Here is a 13,836-nt window from a genome sequence, read left to right on the forward strand (position 1 = left end):
AGTACCCCCAGCAATCGCCGTTCCGCCGCCCGCCCAGCCGCCAGCCCGGCCACCCGACCGGCCGGTCGCGGACGCCTCGGCCGGATGGGGCGGCGTGGCGCGGATGCCGGCGGGCCCCGCGCGACGTTCAGCCAGCTGGTCCCGTATCTGCTCGAGCATAAGAAGGTGCTCGGCTTCGTGGTCGTGCTCAGCGTGCTCGGCGCCGCCGCCAGCCTCGCCCAGCCGCTCCTGGTCAGCCAGGTCATCACCATCGTGCAGGAGGGCGACGCGCTCGGCGGCCTGGTCTGGGCGCTGGTCGCGCTCGTCGTCGTCTCCGCCCTGATCAGCGGTTACCAGCACTACCTGCTGCAGCGCACCGGTGAGGGCGTCGTGCTCTCCAGCCGCCGCAAACTGATCGGGCGGATGCTGCGCCTCCCGATCAGCGAATTCGACACCCGCCGCACGGGTGACCTGGTCTCCCGGGTGGGGTCGGACACCACGCTGCTGCGGGCCGTGCTCACCCAGGGACTCGTCGAAGCGATCGGCGGGTCACTCACGTTCGTCGGCGCGCTGATCGCCATGCTCGTGATCGACCCGGTGCTGCTCGGGCTGACCGTGCTGGTGATCGCCGTGTCGGTGGTCACCGTCACACTGCTGTCGCAGCGCATCCGTACGGCCAGCCTCGCCGCGCAGGCCAAGGTCGGCGACCTCGCCGCCAGTGTCGAGCGCGCCATCAGCGCGGTGCGCACCGTGCGCGCCTCGAACGCCACCGACCGGGAGATCGCCGCCGTCGAAGAGGACGCCAAAGGTGCCTGGCGGATGGGCATCCAGGTCGCGAAGATCTCCGCCCTCGTCGTGCCGATCGCCGGCATCGCCATGCAGGTGTCGTTCCTGGTGGTGCTGGGCGTGGGCGGTTTCCGCGTGGCCAGCGGCACCATCACGATCGCGGACCTGATCGCGTTCATCCTGTTCCTGTTCCTGATGATCGTGCCGCTCGGCCAGGCGTTCGGCGCGATCACCTCGGTGAACGCGGCGCTCGGCGCCCTCGGACGCATCCAGGAGATCATCGATCTGCCCAGCGAGGACCAGTTCGACCGCGACATCGCGCCCCTGGCCATCACGGTCGGCGCCGCCAACGAGTCGGTGCGGCCGGACGCCCCGGCCATCTCCTTCGAGAACGTGCAGTTCGGCTATCTGGTCGCCCCGGCGGCGACGGATGCCGCGGCTGCGGAGTCGGGTGAGGGTGCGGTTGAGTCTGGGGCCGCCGTCGGCCGTTCCGCTCACACGGCATCCGACGCCGAGCTCGTCGCCGCCGAGAACGCGATGATCGAGTCCGCCGTCGACGTTCCGTTCGTGCTCGAGACGGCCATCGTGGTGCCGGCCGTGCTGGAAGCCGTGCTGGCCGAACCGGACCTCGCCGCGGCCGATCTCGCGGCAGCGGAGCGCGCCGCTTCCGACCGGGCCGCATCGGACGCCGCAACGAGGGAGGCCGCACAGGCCGCCGCCGATGCGGCCGACCGCGCCACCGAGCGCAGCGACGCCGACGCCGCCGGTGAGCCCCGCCCGGTGCTCCGCGGTGTTTCGTTCAGCGCCCCGCGCGGCAAGCGCACCGCCCTGGTCGGCCCGTCCGGCGCCGGTAAGAGCACCATCCTCGCCCTGATCGAGCGTTTCTACGACCCGACCGACGGCGTTGTGCGGATGGGGGGCCTGGACATCCGCACCCTCGACCGCACGGCCCTGCGCTCGCAGATCGGCTACGTCGAACAGGACGCCCCCGTGCTGGCCGGTTCGCTGCGGGACAACCTGACCCTGTCCACGCCCGACGCCACCGACGAGGAGTGCATCGCCGTGCTGCACGCCGTGAACCTCTCCGAGGTGCTCGAGCGCGACCCGGCCGGGCTGGGTGCGGCCGTCGGCGAGTCCGGCGTGATGCTCTCCGGCGGCGAACGCCAGCGGCTGGCGATCGCGCGGGCCCTGCTGGCGGCGCCGCCGATCCTGCTGCTGGACGAGTCCACGTCCAGCCTCGACGGCGTCAACGAGCAGAAGATGCGCACCGCGATCGACGCGGTCGCCGTGGACCGCACCCTGATCGTGATCGCGCACCGCCTGTCGACCGTGGTCGACTCCGACCAGATCGTGGTGCTCGATCACGGCCAGGTCGTCGGTACCGGCACCCACTCCGAGCTGGTCGCCTCGACGCCGCTCTACCGCGAGCTCGCCAAGCACCAGCTGCTCGTCTAGCCCCGGGGGTCGCCCGCCCCCCCACCGCCCGCGTGTCACCGCGGCGAGAGCGCACAAAATGCCCCCAGGGGTGTGCCGTGGGTGAATTTTGTGCGCTTTCGCGGAACGGATGCCCGGGAAGCGGCAGCGCTAGGCGTGTCGGAGGTTGTAGCGCACGCTCGCGAGCTCGGCGTGCAGTGCCGGCGGCACCCGGTCACCGAACTTGGCGAAGTACTCCTCGGTGAGGTCGCACTCGGCCAACCAGGAGGCCGGGTCGATCGCGAAGAGCTGCTCGACATCCGTCTCGGCCAGATGCAGACCCTTGAGGTCGAGGCCGCCCTCCACCGGGAGGTGTCCGATCGGGGTGTCCTGGGCATCCGCGAAGCCCTCGATGCGGCGCACGATCCACTCGATCACCCGCGAGTTCTCGCCGAAACCGGGCCACAGGAAGCTGCCGTCGGCACCCTTGCGGAACCAGTTCACCTGGAAGATCTCCGGCGCCTTGCTGCCGAGGCCCTTGCCGACCTTGAGCCAGTGCGCCCAGTAGTCGGCCATGTTGTAGCCGCAGAAAGGCAGCATCGCGAACGGGTCGCGGCGCAGTTCGCCGACGGTTCCCTCGGCGGCCGCGGTCTTCTCCGAGCTGATGGTCGCGCCCATGAACACACCGTGCTTCCAGCTGCGGGCCTGCGCCACGAGCGGCACGTTCGTCGCGCGGCGCCCGCCGAAGAGGATGGCGTCGATCGGCACGCCGCCGAAGGCCTCCCAGTTGTCGGCGATCGACGGGCACTGCGCGGCAGCGACCGTGAAGCGGGAGTTGGGGTGCGCCGCCGGGCGGCCGGAGGCCGGCGTCCAGTCGTTACCCTCCCAGTCGATCAGGTGGCTGGGGGCGGTCTCGGTCAGACCCTCCCACCACACGTCGCCGTCGTCGCGCAGCGCGACGTTCGTGAAGATGGTGTTGCCCCAGACGGTGGCCACGGCGGTCGGGTTGGTGACCTCGCCGGTTCCGGGGGCGACGCCGAAGAAGCCGGCCTCCGGGTTGATCGCGTACAGCCGGCCGTCGGGGCCGGGGCGCAGCCAGGCGATGTCGTCGCCGATGGTCTCGACCTTCCACCCGGGGATGGTCGGGCGCAGCATGGACAGGTTCGTCTTGCCGCAGGCGGACGGGAACGCCGCGGCCAGGTGCGACACTCCGCCCTCCGGGGAGGTGACCTTGATCAGCAGCATGTGCTCGGCGAGCCAGCCCTCGTCGCGGGCCATGACGGATGCGATCCGCAGCGCGAACGACTTCTTCGAGAGCAGCGCGTTGCCGCCGTAGCCCGAGCCGAACGACCACACCTCCCGGGTTTCCGGGAACTGCACGACGTACTTGGTGTCGTTGCACGGCCAGGACACGTCCTTGCGGCGGCGCCCCTCGGCGTCGACGAGCGGGTAGCCCACGCTGTGCACGGTGTGCACCCATGGGGCTCCGGCCTCGATCATGTGCAGCACCTTCTGGCCCATGCGGGTCATGATGCCCATGTTCAGCACCACGTACGGCGAGTCGGTGATCTCCACGCCGAGCTGGGAGATGGGACCGCCGAGCGGTCCCATCGAGAAGGGCACGATGTACATCGTGCGGCCGCGCATGCTGCCGGCGAAGACGCCCTGCAGCTCGTCCCGCATCGCGTCCGGAGCGGCCCAGTTGTTGGTGGGGCCGGCATCGCCCTCGTCGACCGAGCAGATGAAGGTGCGGTCCTCGACGCGCGCCACGTCCGACGGGCTCGTGCGGGCCAGGTAGCTGTTGGGGCGCCACTCCGGGTTCAGGTGGATGAGCTTGCCCTCGGCGACGAGCTGCTTCGCGAGCAGGTCGGCCTCGCGCAGCGATCCGTCGCACCAGACGATGGCGTCGGGCTGGGTCAGCCGGGCGATTTCGTCCACCCAGGCCTGAAGGTTGGGGTCGGTGGTGCCTGCAGCGTTGCGGGACTCGCCCCCGCCGGTCTCAACTCGGGAATTCGCGATGGTCATCTCCTGGCCTTTCGTGGTCAATCCGGCGTGAACCAGTGGTCTGCAGTCGTGGGGAGGCACAAAATTCGGCCTCTGACTCCAGAATGGAGCATGGATCGCGCCGCAGCGGGAGAGGCTCGTGTTAAGAACAGTGGATCTTTCGCTATCGTTAAGGAATGTCGACACGCGCCGCTGATCTGATCACCCTGGGACTCCGCATCCGTCATTTCCGGGCCGAACGCGGCTTCACGCTGGACCAGCTCGGCGAGCAGGTCGGAATGGCCGGCAGCCAGCTCTCCCTGATCGAGAACGGCCGTCGCTCACCCAAACTTTCGACGCTGCAGGACATCGCCACCGCCGTCGACGTGGAGCTCACCGACCTGCTCAAAAACGAGGCGCCGAACACGCGCGCCGCGCTCGAGATCGAGCTGGAGCGCGCGCAGCGCAACCCCCTCTACGGTGCCCTCGGCCTGCCGCGGGTGAAGATGACCAAGGGCATGCCGACGGCGGCGCTGGAGTCCCTGCTCGGCCTGCACCGGGAGCTGGCCCGCCGCGCCAGCGAGGCCATCGCCACGCCGGAGGAGGCCCGACGGGCGAACACGGAACTGCGTGAACGGATGCGCGAACAGGACAATTTCATGCCCGACATCGAGCAGCTCGCCGAGGAGCGCGTGCGGGCATCCGGGCATGTGTCGGGCGCCCTCACGCACCGGGAGGTGAGCGTGATGGCCGAGCAGCTCGGCTTCAACCTGATCTACGTGAACGACCTTCCCGGCTCGACCCGCTCGGTCACCGACCTGGTCAACCACCGCATCTACCTGCCGCCGGCGTCCATCCCCGGCGGCCACGGACTGCGTTCGATGGCCCTGCAGGCCATGGGGCACCGACTGCTCGGACACGAGCGGCCGGCCAGCTACGCCGAGTTCCTCTGGCAGCGGCTGCAGATCAACTATTTCGCGGCCGCCTGCCTGATGCCGCAGGCGGCATCCGTCGCGTTCCTCTCCCACGCCAAGCGGGAGCGCGAGCTGTCGGTCGAGGACTTCCGCGACGCGTTCGGGGTGACCCATGAGGCCGCGGCGCTGCGGCTGACGAACCTGGCCACCTCACACCTAGACATGCCGCTGCACTTCCTGCGCGTCACCGGCGACGGCGCCCTGCAGAAGGGCTACGAGAACGACAACCTGCCCCTGCCCGCGGACGTGACCGGCTCGATCGAGGGCCAGTTCGTCTGCAAACAGTGGAGCGCCCGCAGCGCCTTCACCCACACCAACCGCACCACCGAGTTCTACCAGTACACCGACACCCCGGCCGGCACGTTCTGGTGTGCCACCCAGACCGGGGCGACGGATGCCGGCGAGTTCTCGATCAGCGTCGGCGTGCCCTTCGTGCAGGCCAGGTGGTTCCGCGGCCGGGAGACCACGCAACGGGCGGTGTCCCGCTGCCCGGACGAGTCCTGCTGCCGCCGCCCGGCGTCGGAGGTCTCCTCCCGCTGGGCCGGCAAGGCCTGGCCGAGCGCCCGTCTGCACGCGCACGTGCTGTCGCCGCTGCCCAGCGGCACCTTCCCCGGCGTCGACGACACCGAGGTCTACGAGTTCCTCGAGGCGCACGCCGCCAAGTAGCTCGCCCCGTCGCTCATCGGCGACGCTCGCCGTCCTGCTGGCCCTGGCGATGTTCGTGCCCGTCGTCGACACTGCGTTGATGAATGTGTCCATCTCCGCGGTGGTGGCCGCCGTCAGGGGCGGGCCGCCGGGCGGGTCAGGGGCGGGCCTTCGGCGGGTCAGGGGCGGGCGGCGAAGGCGGTGGCGGGGCCGCGGGCGGTGAGGCTGACCCGGCTGCCCGCGACGATGCCCGTCGTGCCGTGCTGCCGCACGTGGATCAGCGTTCCGGGGCTCAGCGTTCCGGGGCTCACCGTTCCGGGGCTCACCGTTCCGGGGCTCAGCGTTCCGGCGCTCTGGGGGGAAGCCGGCGTCGCGGGGCCCCCGGAGAACAGGCGCACCGCCAACTGCACCTCGGGGCCGTAGAAGTCGACCGCCTCGACCTGGCCGGTGCAGGCGGTGGCGGTAGCGGCATCCGCCCCGCCGGTCTCGCAGTGCTCGACGATGATCTGCTCCGGGCGCAGCATGATGCACGCGTCGCCGCGCAGACTGGTGGGGGCGACGGCGACCGTGCCCAGCGCGCAGGCGGCGAAGCCGTTCGAGATGGTGGCCGGCAGCACGACCGCGTCGCCGAGGAACCGGGCCGTGAACAGGTCGACGGGGCGCCAGTAGACCTCGCGCGGCGGTCCTACCTGGCAGAGGTTGCCGTCGCGGAGCACCGCCAGCTGGTGGGCGAAGCTCATCGCCTCGGCCTGGTCGTGGGTGACGAGGACGGTGGTGATGCCGGCGCGTTCCAGGGTCTCGGCGACGATGTCGCGGGTGGCCGCCCGGAGTCCGGCGTCGAGCGCGGAGAACGGTTCGTCGAGGAGCATCACCCGCGGCTGGCGGGCGAGCGCCCGGGCCAGGGCCACGCGCTGCTGCTGGCCGCCGGAGAGTTCGTCGGGGCGGCGTTCGGCGAAGTCGGGCCGCAGCGACACCATCTCGAGCAGTTCGCTCACGGCCCGCGCGCGCTGCCGGCGGGTTCCGCCGCGGAGCGCCGGGCCCAGCCCGAACGCGATGTTCTGCCCGACGGTGAGGTGCGGGAACAGGGCGCCGTCCTGCGCGACGAAGCCGATGCCCCGCCGGTGCGCGGCCACGGCCACGCCCGGCCCGGCCACGGTGCGGCCGAACACGGTGATGGTGCCCGAGTCGGGCAACTCGAAGCCGCTGATCAGGCGCAGCAGGGTGGTCTTGCCCGAGCCGGATGAGCCGACCACGACCGTGCGGCTGCCCTGCGGCACCGAGAGGGCGATGTCTTCGAGGATGCGGGTGCTGCCGAAGCTCTTGCTGACGCCGGCGAGTTCGATGGCGGTTTCGACGTTGCTCATGACACGGACGCCGCTCATGAGACGCTCACCAGCCTCGACCGCGCGAACAGGAGATAGGTGACCGGCAGGCTCAGCACGATCATCAGCAGGGCGTAGGGGGCGGCGCCAACGTAGTCGATGTCGTTCACCTTCGACCAGAACTGGATCGCGAGGGTGCGGGTGCCGCTGGGGGCCAGCAGCAGCGTGGCGGTGAGTTCGGTGACGATGCCGAGGAAGACGAGCGCCCCCGCGGCCAGGGCGGACGGCGCGAAGAAGCGGGTGGTGACGCTGAGGAACGCCGCGAACGGAGGCTTGCCGAGGGAGCGGGCGGCCTCCTCCAGGCCGACCGGCACCTGGGCGAGCCCGGCCCGGAGGTTCACCAGCGCGCGCGGCAGGAACATCAGCAGGTAGGTCACGATCACCAGCACGGTGGTCTGGTAGAGCGGCTGCACGAAGCGGATGCTGATGGTCACCAAGGCCAGGGCCGTGACGATCCCGGGCAGGGAGCTGGTGAGGTAGTTGACCGACTCGAGTCCGCGGGACAGCCGGCTCGGGTAGCGCACCGCGAGGAACGCGATCGGGAACGCGAGCAGGCAGGTGACCACGGCGCCGACGAGGCCGTAGCCCACGGTCTGCAGCAGGGCCTGGACCAGCACGGGCTCGGTCCACACCGCCGCCCCGCCCTGGAACAGCCAGCGGATGACGCTCCAGAACGGTACCCCGATCGCCAGAGCGAACAGTCCGCCGAGGAACAGGTAGCCGACCGGGGTGAGTGCGCCGAGGGAGCGCCGGGGCGTCACCCGGGCCACGCCCGAGCCGACCCGGGCGTACCGGGAGCGGCCGCGGGCGCCGGACTCCCCGATCAACAGGAACAGGCAGAGCAGCACGAGCACGCCGGCGAGGGCGTTGGCCGCGGGGCCGTTGAACGTGGACCGGTATTGCTCGACGATGGCGGTGGTGAAGGTGTCGAATCGGATCATCGCGAACGCGCCGTATTCGGAGAGCAGGTGCAGTCCCACCAGCAGGGCGCCGCCGAGGATCGGCAGCCGCAACTGGGGCAGGATGACGCGGAAGAAGACACCCCAGGCGCTGCTGCCGAGCGACTCGGCCGCCTCTTCGACCGTGGGGTCCAGCCGCCGGAGCGCGGCGGCGCAGGGCAGGTAGACCAGCGGGAAGTACGACAGGGTGGCGATCAGTACGCCCGACCAGAGGCCGTTCAGGGAGGGCACGGCGCTCACCCAGCCGTAGCTGTTGACGAAGGCCGGCACCGCGAGCGGCGTGGCCAGGAGCACGGCGAACACCCTCCGGCCGGGCAGGGATGTGCGGCCGACCAGCCAGGCGGCGGCCACGCCGATCGCCGCGGTCAGCGGCACGGTGATCAGGACCAGCCCGATCGTGTTCAGGAGCAGCTCGCCGACCCGCGGCCGGAACACCAGCGCCGAGAGCGTCGGCCAGCCGGTGAGGATGCCGGTGATGACGACGTAGCCGAGCGGCAGCAGCCCGAGCAGTGACACGGTGACGGCAGCCGCCACGATGAACGGGGAGGGCCGTTTGCCGACCCGGGCGGCGGCATCCGTGCGCCCTGCAGGCCCCGGGGCGCCGGTGTCGGCGACGGTTCCGCGACCGGTGTCCGACGGGTCGGTCGCCGGGGTCACGGTCGAGGGGTCTGCAGGTATCACCGGTTTCAGCCTAGAGGAAGCCGGCCTCGGTCATCAGATCGGTGACCTTGGTGCTGTTGAGTTTTGACGGGTCGATGACGGGGGCATTGAGTTCACTGAGCGGCACGAGGGCGGGGTTCGCGTCGACCGAGTCGGAGACGGGGTATTCGAAGGAGGTGCCGGTCTTCAGGATCTCCTGGCCGCCCTTGCCGGTGATGTAGGCGAGGAACGCCTGCGCGGCCACCGGGTTCGCGCTGGTTTCGAGCACGCCGCCGCCGGAGACGCTGACGAATGCGCCGGGATCCTGGTTCTTGAAGTAGTGCATCTGGGTGCTGGCGCTGTTCTCGCCGGTGCCGGCCTGGTCGCCGAACCAGTAGTAGTGGTAGATCACGCCGGCGGGGATCTCGCCCGCGTTGACGGCCTTCATCACGGTGCTGTTGCCCTTGTAGACGACCGCGTTCTCCTTCATCGCGGCGAGCCAGTCCCGCGTGGCGTCTTCGCCCTCGAGCTCGAGGAGCGCGCTGACGATGGCCTGGAAGTCGGCGCCGGAGGGCGACGCGGCCCAGCGGCCGGCCCAGGCCGGGTCGGCGAGGTCGAGCAGCGAGGCCGGCAGTTCGCCCTCGCCGAGCAGGCTCGGGTTGTAGGCGAACACGGTGGAGCGGGCGGCGATGCCGGTCCACATCCCGGTGGAGGGACGGTACTGCTCGGGCACCTGCGCGAGCGTGGCCTTGTCGACCGGGGCGAACAGTCCGGCCCGGTCGACCAGGCTGATGGCTGGTGAGTTCTCGGTGAGGAAGACGTCGGCCTTCGAGGCGGTGCCTTCCTGCACGAGCTGGTTGCCGAGCTCGGAGTCGCTGCCGTTGCGGAGGGTGACGGTGACGCCCGTTTCCGCGGTGAACTCGTCGGCCCAGGCCTGGGTGAGCTCCTCGTGCTGCGCGTTGTAGACGGTGATCGACCCCGACGGGGTGGACGCCTCGGTGGCGGGAGCGGGAGCGGATGCGTCGGAGGCGGCGCATCCGGTCGCCCCGAGCAGGGTCACCGTTCCGAGTGCGGCAAGCAGTGTCCAGCGGCGAGTCAAAATCATCGTGTTACGTGTCCCTACTGTCGTGACTGTTCTGCGGGCGTGACCCGCGTGCTTTAGGTAAGCCTACCCTAAAGAAAACGGAGTGGGACAGGCGCAGGGGAATGCACAGGGGCGTCTCAGCGGGGCGGCATCCGGATGGCACCGTCGAGCCGGATGGTGTCCCCATTGAGCATCGGGTTTTCGACGATGTGCCGCACGAGGGCGGAGAAGTCGGTCGGGTCACCGAGCCGGGCGGGGTGCGGCACCTGCGCCGCGAGGGACTCGCGCACGTTCTCGGGGAGGCCGCGCAGCAGCGGAGTGTCGAAGATGCCGGGTGCGATCGCCACCACCCGGATCAGCGACCGGGCGAATTCGCGGGCCAGCGGCAGCGTCATCGCGGCGACGCCGCCCTTCGACGCGGCGTAGGCCGCCTGGCCGATCTGCCCGTCGAAGGCGGCGACGGAGGCCGTGTTCACGATCACGCCCCGCTCCGGGGCGCTGGCCGCAGCCGGGCCGCCGATCGGGTCGGTGGCCTGCATGGCTGCCGCGGCCAGCCGGATCACGTTGAACGTGCCGATCAGGTTGATGCGGATGACCCGGTCGAAGTCGTCGAGCGGCAGGGGGGCCCCGTTTCGGTCGACGGTGCGCTGGCCGGGGGCGATGCCGGCGCAGTTGACCACGATGCGCAGCGGACCGAGCGCGGCGGCGGTGTCGACCGCGGCCTGCACGTCCTCGGTGCGGGTGACGTCACCCGGCAGGAAGCGGGCCCGGCCGCCGATACCGGCCGCGGCCCGCTCGCCCGCGGCGCCGGGCAGGTCGAGGAGCACGACCACCGCCCCGGCGTGGGCCAGGGCGGTGGCGGTGGCCAGCCCGAGGCCGGAGGCGGCTCCGGTGACGAGGGCGGAGCATCCGTCGATGCGCATCTCAGAGCCTCTCGATGATGGTGGCGTTGGCCATGCCGCCGCCCTCGCACATGGTCTGCAGCCCCCAGCGGCCGCCGGACAGCTCGAGGTGGTTGAGCAGGGTGCCGAGCAGCCGGGTTCCCGAGGAGCCGAGGGCGTGGCCGAGGGCGATGGCGCCGCCGCGCGGGTTGAGCAACTCCGGGTCGGCGCCGAGTTCCCGCAGCCAGACCAGCGGCACGGTGGCGAACGCCTCGTTGACCTCGTAGGCGTCGAGGTCGTCGATGCTGAGCCCGGAGCGTTCCAGGATGCGGCGGGTCGCCGGGATCACGCCGGTCAGCATCAGAAGCGGGTCGCTTCCGGTCACCGCGAAGCTGTGGAACCGGGCCCGCGGGTTGAGGCCGAGCTGCGCGGCGCGTGTGGCGCTCATGATCAGGGCCGCGGAGGCCCCGTCGGTCAGCGGCGACGAGTTGCCGGCGGTGATGTGCCAGTCGAGCTTCGGGAAGCGGGCGGCGAGGGCGTCGGTGCGGAAGGCCGGGGGCAGGGCGGCCAGGGACGCGAGGGTGGTGTCGGGCCGGATGGTCTCGTCCTCGTTCACGACCCGGCCGTCCGGCAGAGTCGTCGGCCGGAGTTCGCCGTCGAAATCGCCGCGCTCGGCGGCGGCAGCGGCGAGGCGGTGTGACCGGGCGGCGAAGGCGTCCAGTTCGCCGCGGCCGAGCCGCCACTTCTGGTTCATCAGTTCGGCGGCGACGCCCTGGTTGACGAGGCCGTCGGGGTAGCGCTCGCGCATCCGGAGGCCGTGGGGGTCCTGCCGGTTCTGGTGGCTCTGGCCGGTCTGGGCGGTGCCGAGGGACGAGCCCAGCGGCACGCGGCTCATCGACTCGACGCCGCAGGCGATGACGATGTCGTAGCTGCCGGCCATCACGCCCTGCGCGGCGAACGTGGCGGCCTGCTGGCTGGAGCCGCACTGCCGGTCGATGGTGGTTCCCGGGACCGAGTCGGGGAATCCCGCGCTGAGCAGGGCGGTGCGGATCACGTTGTAGCCCTGCTCGCCGACCTGGCTGACGCAGCCGCCGATCACGTCGTCGACGAGGGCGGGATCGAGCCCGTTGCGGGTGACCAGTTCGCTCAGCACCCCGGCCAGCAGGTCCGCCGGGTGCACGCCCGACAGGGCGCCGCCCGGCTTACCTCGACCTGACGCGGTGCGCACGACATCGACAATGACAGCCTCGTTGCTCATGCCCTCAGCCTAGGCTTCCGGTGCGGCCGCCGCGTTGAGCGCGTTGAGCGCGTTGAGCGCGTTGAGCGCAGTGAGCGCAGTGAGCGCGTGTGGCGGGGGCGTGGCGTCGCGGGGTCAGCCGGACAGCGCCCACATCGCGACGGCGCTGGCTGCGGCCACGTTGAGGGAATCGATGCCGTGCTTCATCGGGATCTGCACCACGGTGTCGGAGGCCGCCAGTGCGTCCGGGGTGAGCCCGTCACCCTCCGCGCCGAGCAGCAGCGCCAGCCGCTCATGCTCGTGCCCGGGGAAGTCGCGGAGGCTCACGGCATCCGTCGTCAAGGCGAGCGCGGCGAGGTGGAAACCGTGCCGGGTGAGCAGTGCGCGGGTGCTCGGCCAGTCGCCGACGCGGGTCCAGGGCACCTGCAGCACGGTGCCCATCGAGACGCGGATGGCGCGGCGGTAGAACGGGTCGGAGCAGCGTGGCGTGACCAGTATCGCGTCGGCGCCGATGGCCCCGGCAGAGCGGAAGATGGCGCCGACGTTCGTGGGGTCGGAGACGTTCTCGAGGATCACGATGCGGCGGGCGCCGGCGAGGAGCGCCTCCGGATCGGGCAGCTCGGGCCGGTGCATCGAGGCGATCACTCCGCGGTGCAGCACGTAGCCGGTGAGTTCGGCGAGCAGCTCCCCCGGGCCGACGAAGACGGGCACGTCCTCGCCGACGAGCGCGCGGGCCTCGTCGACGGTGTTGCCGAGCGCGAGCACCGAGCGCGGCCGGTGTCCGGCGCGCAGGGCCCGCTCGAGAACCAATGCCGATTCGGCTATATACAGTCCGTGTTCGGTGCCGCGGACCTTCTTCAGGGCCACATCGGTGAGGTGGGCGTAGTCCACGAGCCGTGGATCGCTGAGGTCGCTGATCTCGATGACGGGCATCCGGTCAGTCTAATCGCGGGGCGGGGCCAGGGCCCGGGGCTCAGGGCCCGGGGCTCAGGGCCTGGGGCTCAGGGCCCGGGGCTCAGGGCCTGGGGCGGGCAGGGCCCGTGGCCCGGGGGCGGGCAGGGCCCGGCCCGCGACCCGGGGCTGACTCAGGAGATCCGGACGGCGGACGACCTTCGGCGCCCGGACCAGTGCGGCGACCGGCGGATGCCGCGGCCCATCTCCTGAGTTAGCCACACAACCCGGGTCCGTCCCGGCGAAATCCACCCCGCCGGGGTCCGCCATCCGGTTCCTCGCAAGCGAGGTCGACCCGGCTGGTCCCGGGCAGCCGGTTTGTGCATAACTCCTGCAATTTGGTCGGCGGCGGATCCACCGCTCCCGGAAACACGGGCAACAGCGCCGATCGGCTCGCGATTTGCAGGAGTTATGCACCGGCATGGGCACCGCCCCGGGGCTGACTCAGGAGATCCGGACGGTGGACGGCCTTCGGCGCCCGGACCGGTGCGGCGACCGGCGGATGCCGCGACCCATCTCCTGACTTGGCCACATCAGCCGGACTCAACCGGCGAAGGATCCCTCCACGCCCCGTGGCGGAGTGGCTGCCCAAGCGGGGTCTGTATTTCCGGCCTCGTCTCGTTCGTCAGCGACCGGCCACCGGGAGGTACATTCCCGCGGCCATCAACGTCATCACCAGCGCCATGATCACGTGCTGGGCCGACTCCAGCCGGAGTGCGGCCGGTGTCACCCCGGACTCGGCCGGCCGGCGCGCGGACCGCACGGCACTGGCCGCGACGGCAACGGATGCCGCGACCAGCAGCACCACGAGCGCGGCCAGAAGGGGTCCGCCGTCGGTGCTCGCCAGCGCGTGCCCGACATGCGCGCTGTGTCCCCCGGCGGTTCCGGCGGCGGTCCCCGCGGCAGCCCCGGCGGCGGTCCCC

Annotated in this window: 10 protein-coding genes; 2 read left to right on the forward strand and 8 right to left on the reverse strand. The window is 71.2% G+C overall.

Annotated features, from left to right (window positions below; all coding sequences use genetic code 11):
* Window positions 1-84: 84 nt before the first annotated feature.
* Window positions 85-2,220, forward strand: a complete 2,136-nt coding sequence (locus E3T23_RS11415) for an ABC transporter ATP-binding protein (protein ID WP_134370509.1) — start codon at window positions 85-87, stop codon at window positions 2,218-2,220.
* Between the two features lie 129 nt (window positions 2,221-2,349).
* Here the strand turns inward: E3T23_RS11415 and E3T23_RS11420 are convergent, their stop codons facing one another.
* Entirely contained in the window at window positions 2,350-4,203 is a 1,854-nt protein-coding gene (locus E3T23_RS11420; RefSeq protein WP_134370494.1) for a phosphoenolpyruvate carboxykinase (GTP), read from the reverse strand.
* Window positions 4,204-4,358: 155 nt separating this feature from the next.
* Between E3T23_RS11420 and E3T23_RS11425 the strand changes: the two genes are divergently transcribed.
* A complete protein-coding gene (locus E3T23_RS11425; RefSeq protein ID WP_134370495.1) occupies window positions 4,359-5,801 on the forward strand; it encodes a helix-turn-helix domain-containing protein in 1,443 nt (480 codons plus the stop codon).
* Between the two features lie 158 nt (window positions 5,802-5,959).
* On the opposite strand, the gene E3T23_RS11430 is transcribed toward E3T23_RS11425, so the two are convergent.
* The 7 genes from E3T23_RS11430 to E3T23_RS15270 form a co-directional block, all read right to left on the reverse strand.
* Entirely contained in the window at window positions 5,960-7,144 is a 1,185-nt protein-coding gene (locus E3T23_RS11430; RefSeq protein WP_134370496.1) for an ABC transporter ATP-binding protein, read from the reverse strand.
* Window positions 7,145-7,158: 14 nt separating this feature from the next.
* Window positions 7,159-8,799: an ABC transporter permease gene (locus E3T23_RS11435; RefSeq protein WP_420898325.1), complete on the reverse strand. Its 1,641-nt coding sequence runs from the start codon at window positions 8,797-8,799 to the stop codon at window positions 7,159-7,161.
* Window positions 8,800-8,812: 13 nt separating this feature from the next.
* Entirely contained in the window at window positions 8,813-9,865 is a 1,053-nt protein-coding gene (locus E3T23_RS11440; protein WP_134370497.1) for an iron ABC transporter substrate-binding protein, read from the reverse strand.
* Window positions 9,866-9,981: 116 nt separating this feature from the next.
* Window positions 9,982-10,767 (reverse strand): SDR family NAD(P)-dependent oxidoreductase, encoded by a 786-nt coding sequence (locus E3T23_RS11445; protein ID WP_134370498.1) that lies wholly within the window; start codon window positions 10,765-10,767, stop codon window positions 9,982-9,984.
* A gap of 1 nt (window position 10,768) precedes the next feature.
* Window positions 10,769-11,983: a thiolase family protein gene (locus E3T23_RS11450; protein WP_134370499.1), complete on the reverse strand. Its 1,215-nt coding sequence runs from the start codon at window positions 11,981-11,983 to the stop codon at window positions 10,769-10,771.
* Window positions 11,984-12,097: 114 nt separating this feature from the next.
* The gene (locus tag E3T23_RS11455) at window positions 12,098-12,895 is read right to left on the reverse strand and encodes a TrmH family RNA methyltransferase (RefSeq protein ID WP_134370500.1); all 798 of its coding nucleotides are present in this window, start codon (window positions 12,893-12,895) and stop codon (window positions 12,098-12,100) included.
* 643 nt (window positions 12,896-13,538) lie between these two features.
* Window positions 13,539-13,836: hypothetical protein (locus E3T23_RS15270; protein ID WP_198416213.1), on the reverse strand; the 298-nt coding region annotated here is incomplete at its 5' end.

It is taken from the genome of Cryobacterium cheniae, from assembly GCF_004403395.1.
GTDB lineage: Bacteria > Actinomycetota > Actinomycetes > Actinomycetales > Microbacteriaceae > Cryobacterium > Cryobacterium cheniae.

Coding starts and splice junctions, on each gene's coding strand:
- E3T23_RS11445 (WP_134370498.1), bottom strand. CDS start 10,767: ATGCGCATCGACGGATGCTCCGCCCTCGTCACCGGAGCCGCCTCCGGC.
- E3T23_RS11455 (WP_134370500.1), bottom strand. CDS start 12,895: ATGCCCGTCATCGAGATCAGCGACCTCAGCGATCCACGGCTCGTGGAC.
- E3T23_RS11425 (WP_134370495.1), top strand. CDS start 4,359: ATGTCGACACGCGCCGCTGATCTGATCACCCTGGGACTCCGCATCCGT.
- E3T23_RS11440 (WP_134370497.1), bottom strand. CDS start 9,865: ATGATTTTGACTCGCCGCTGGACACTGCTTGCCGCACTCGGAACGGTG.
- E3T23_RS11415 (WP_134370509.1), top strand. CDS start 85: ATGGGGCGGCGTGGCGCGGATGCCGGCGGGCCCCGCGCGACGTTCAGC.
- E3T23_RS11420 (WP_134370494.1), bottom strand. CDS start 4,203: ATGACCATCGCGAATTCCCGAGTTGAGACCGGCGGGGGCGAGTCCCGC.
- E3T23_RS11450 (WP_134370499.1), bottom strand. CDS start 11,983: ATGAGCAACGAGGCTGTCATTGTCGATGTCGTGCGCACCGCGTCAGGT.
- E3T23_RS11430 (WP_134370496.1), bottom strand. CDS start 7,144: ATGAGCAACGTCGAAACCGCCATCGAACTCGCCGGCGTCAGCAAGAGC.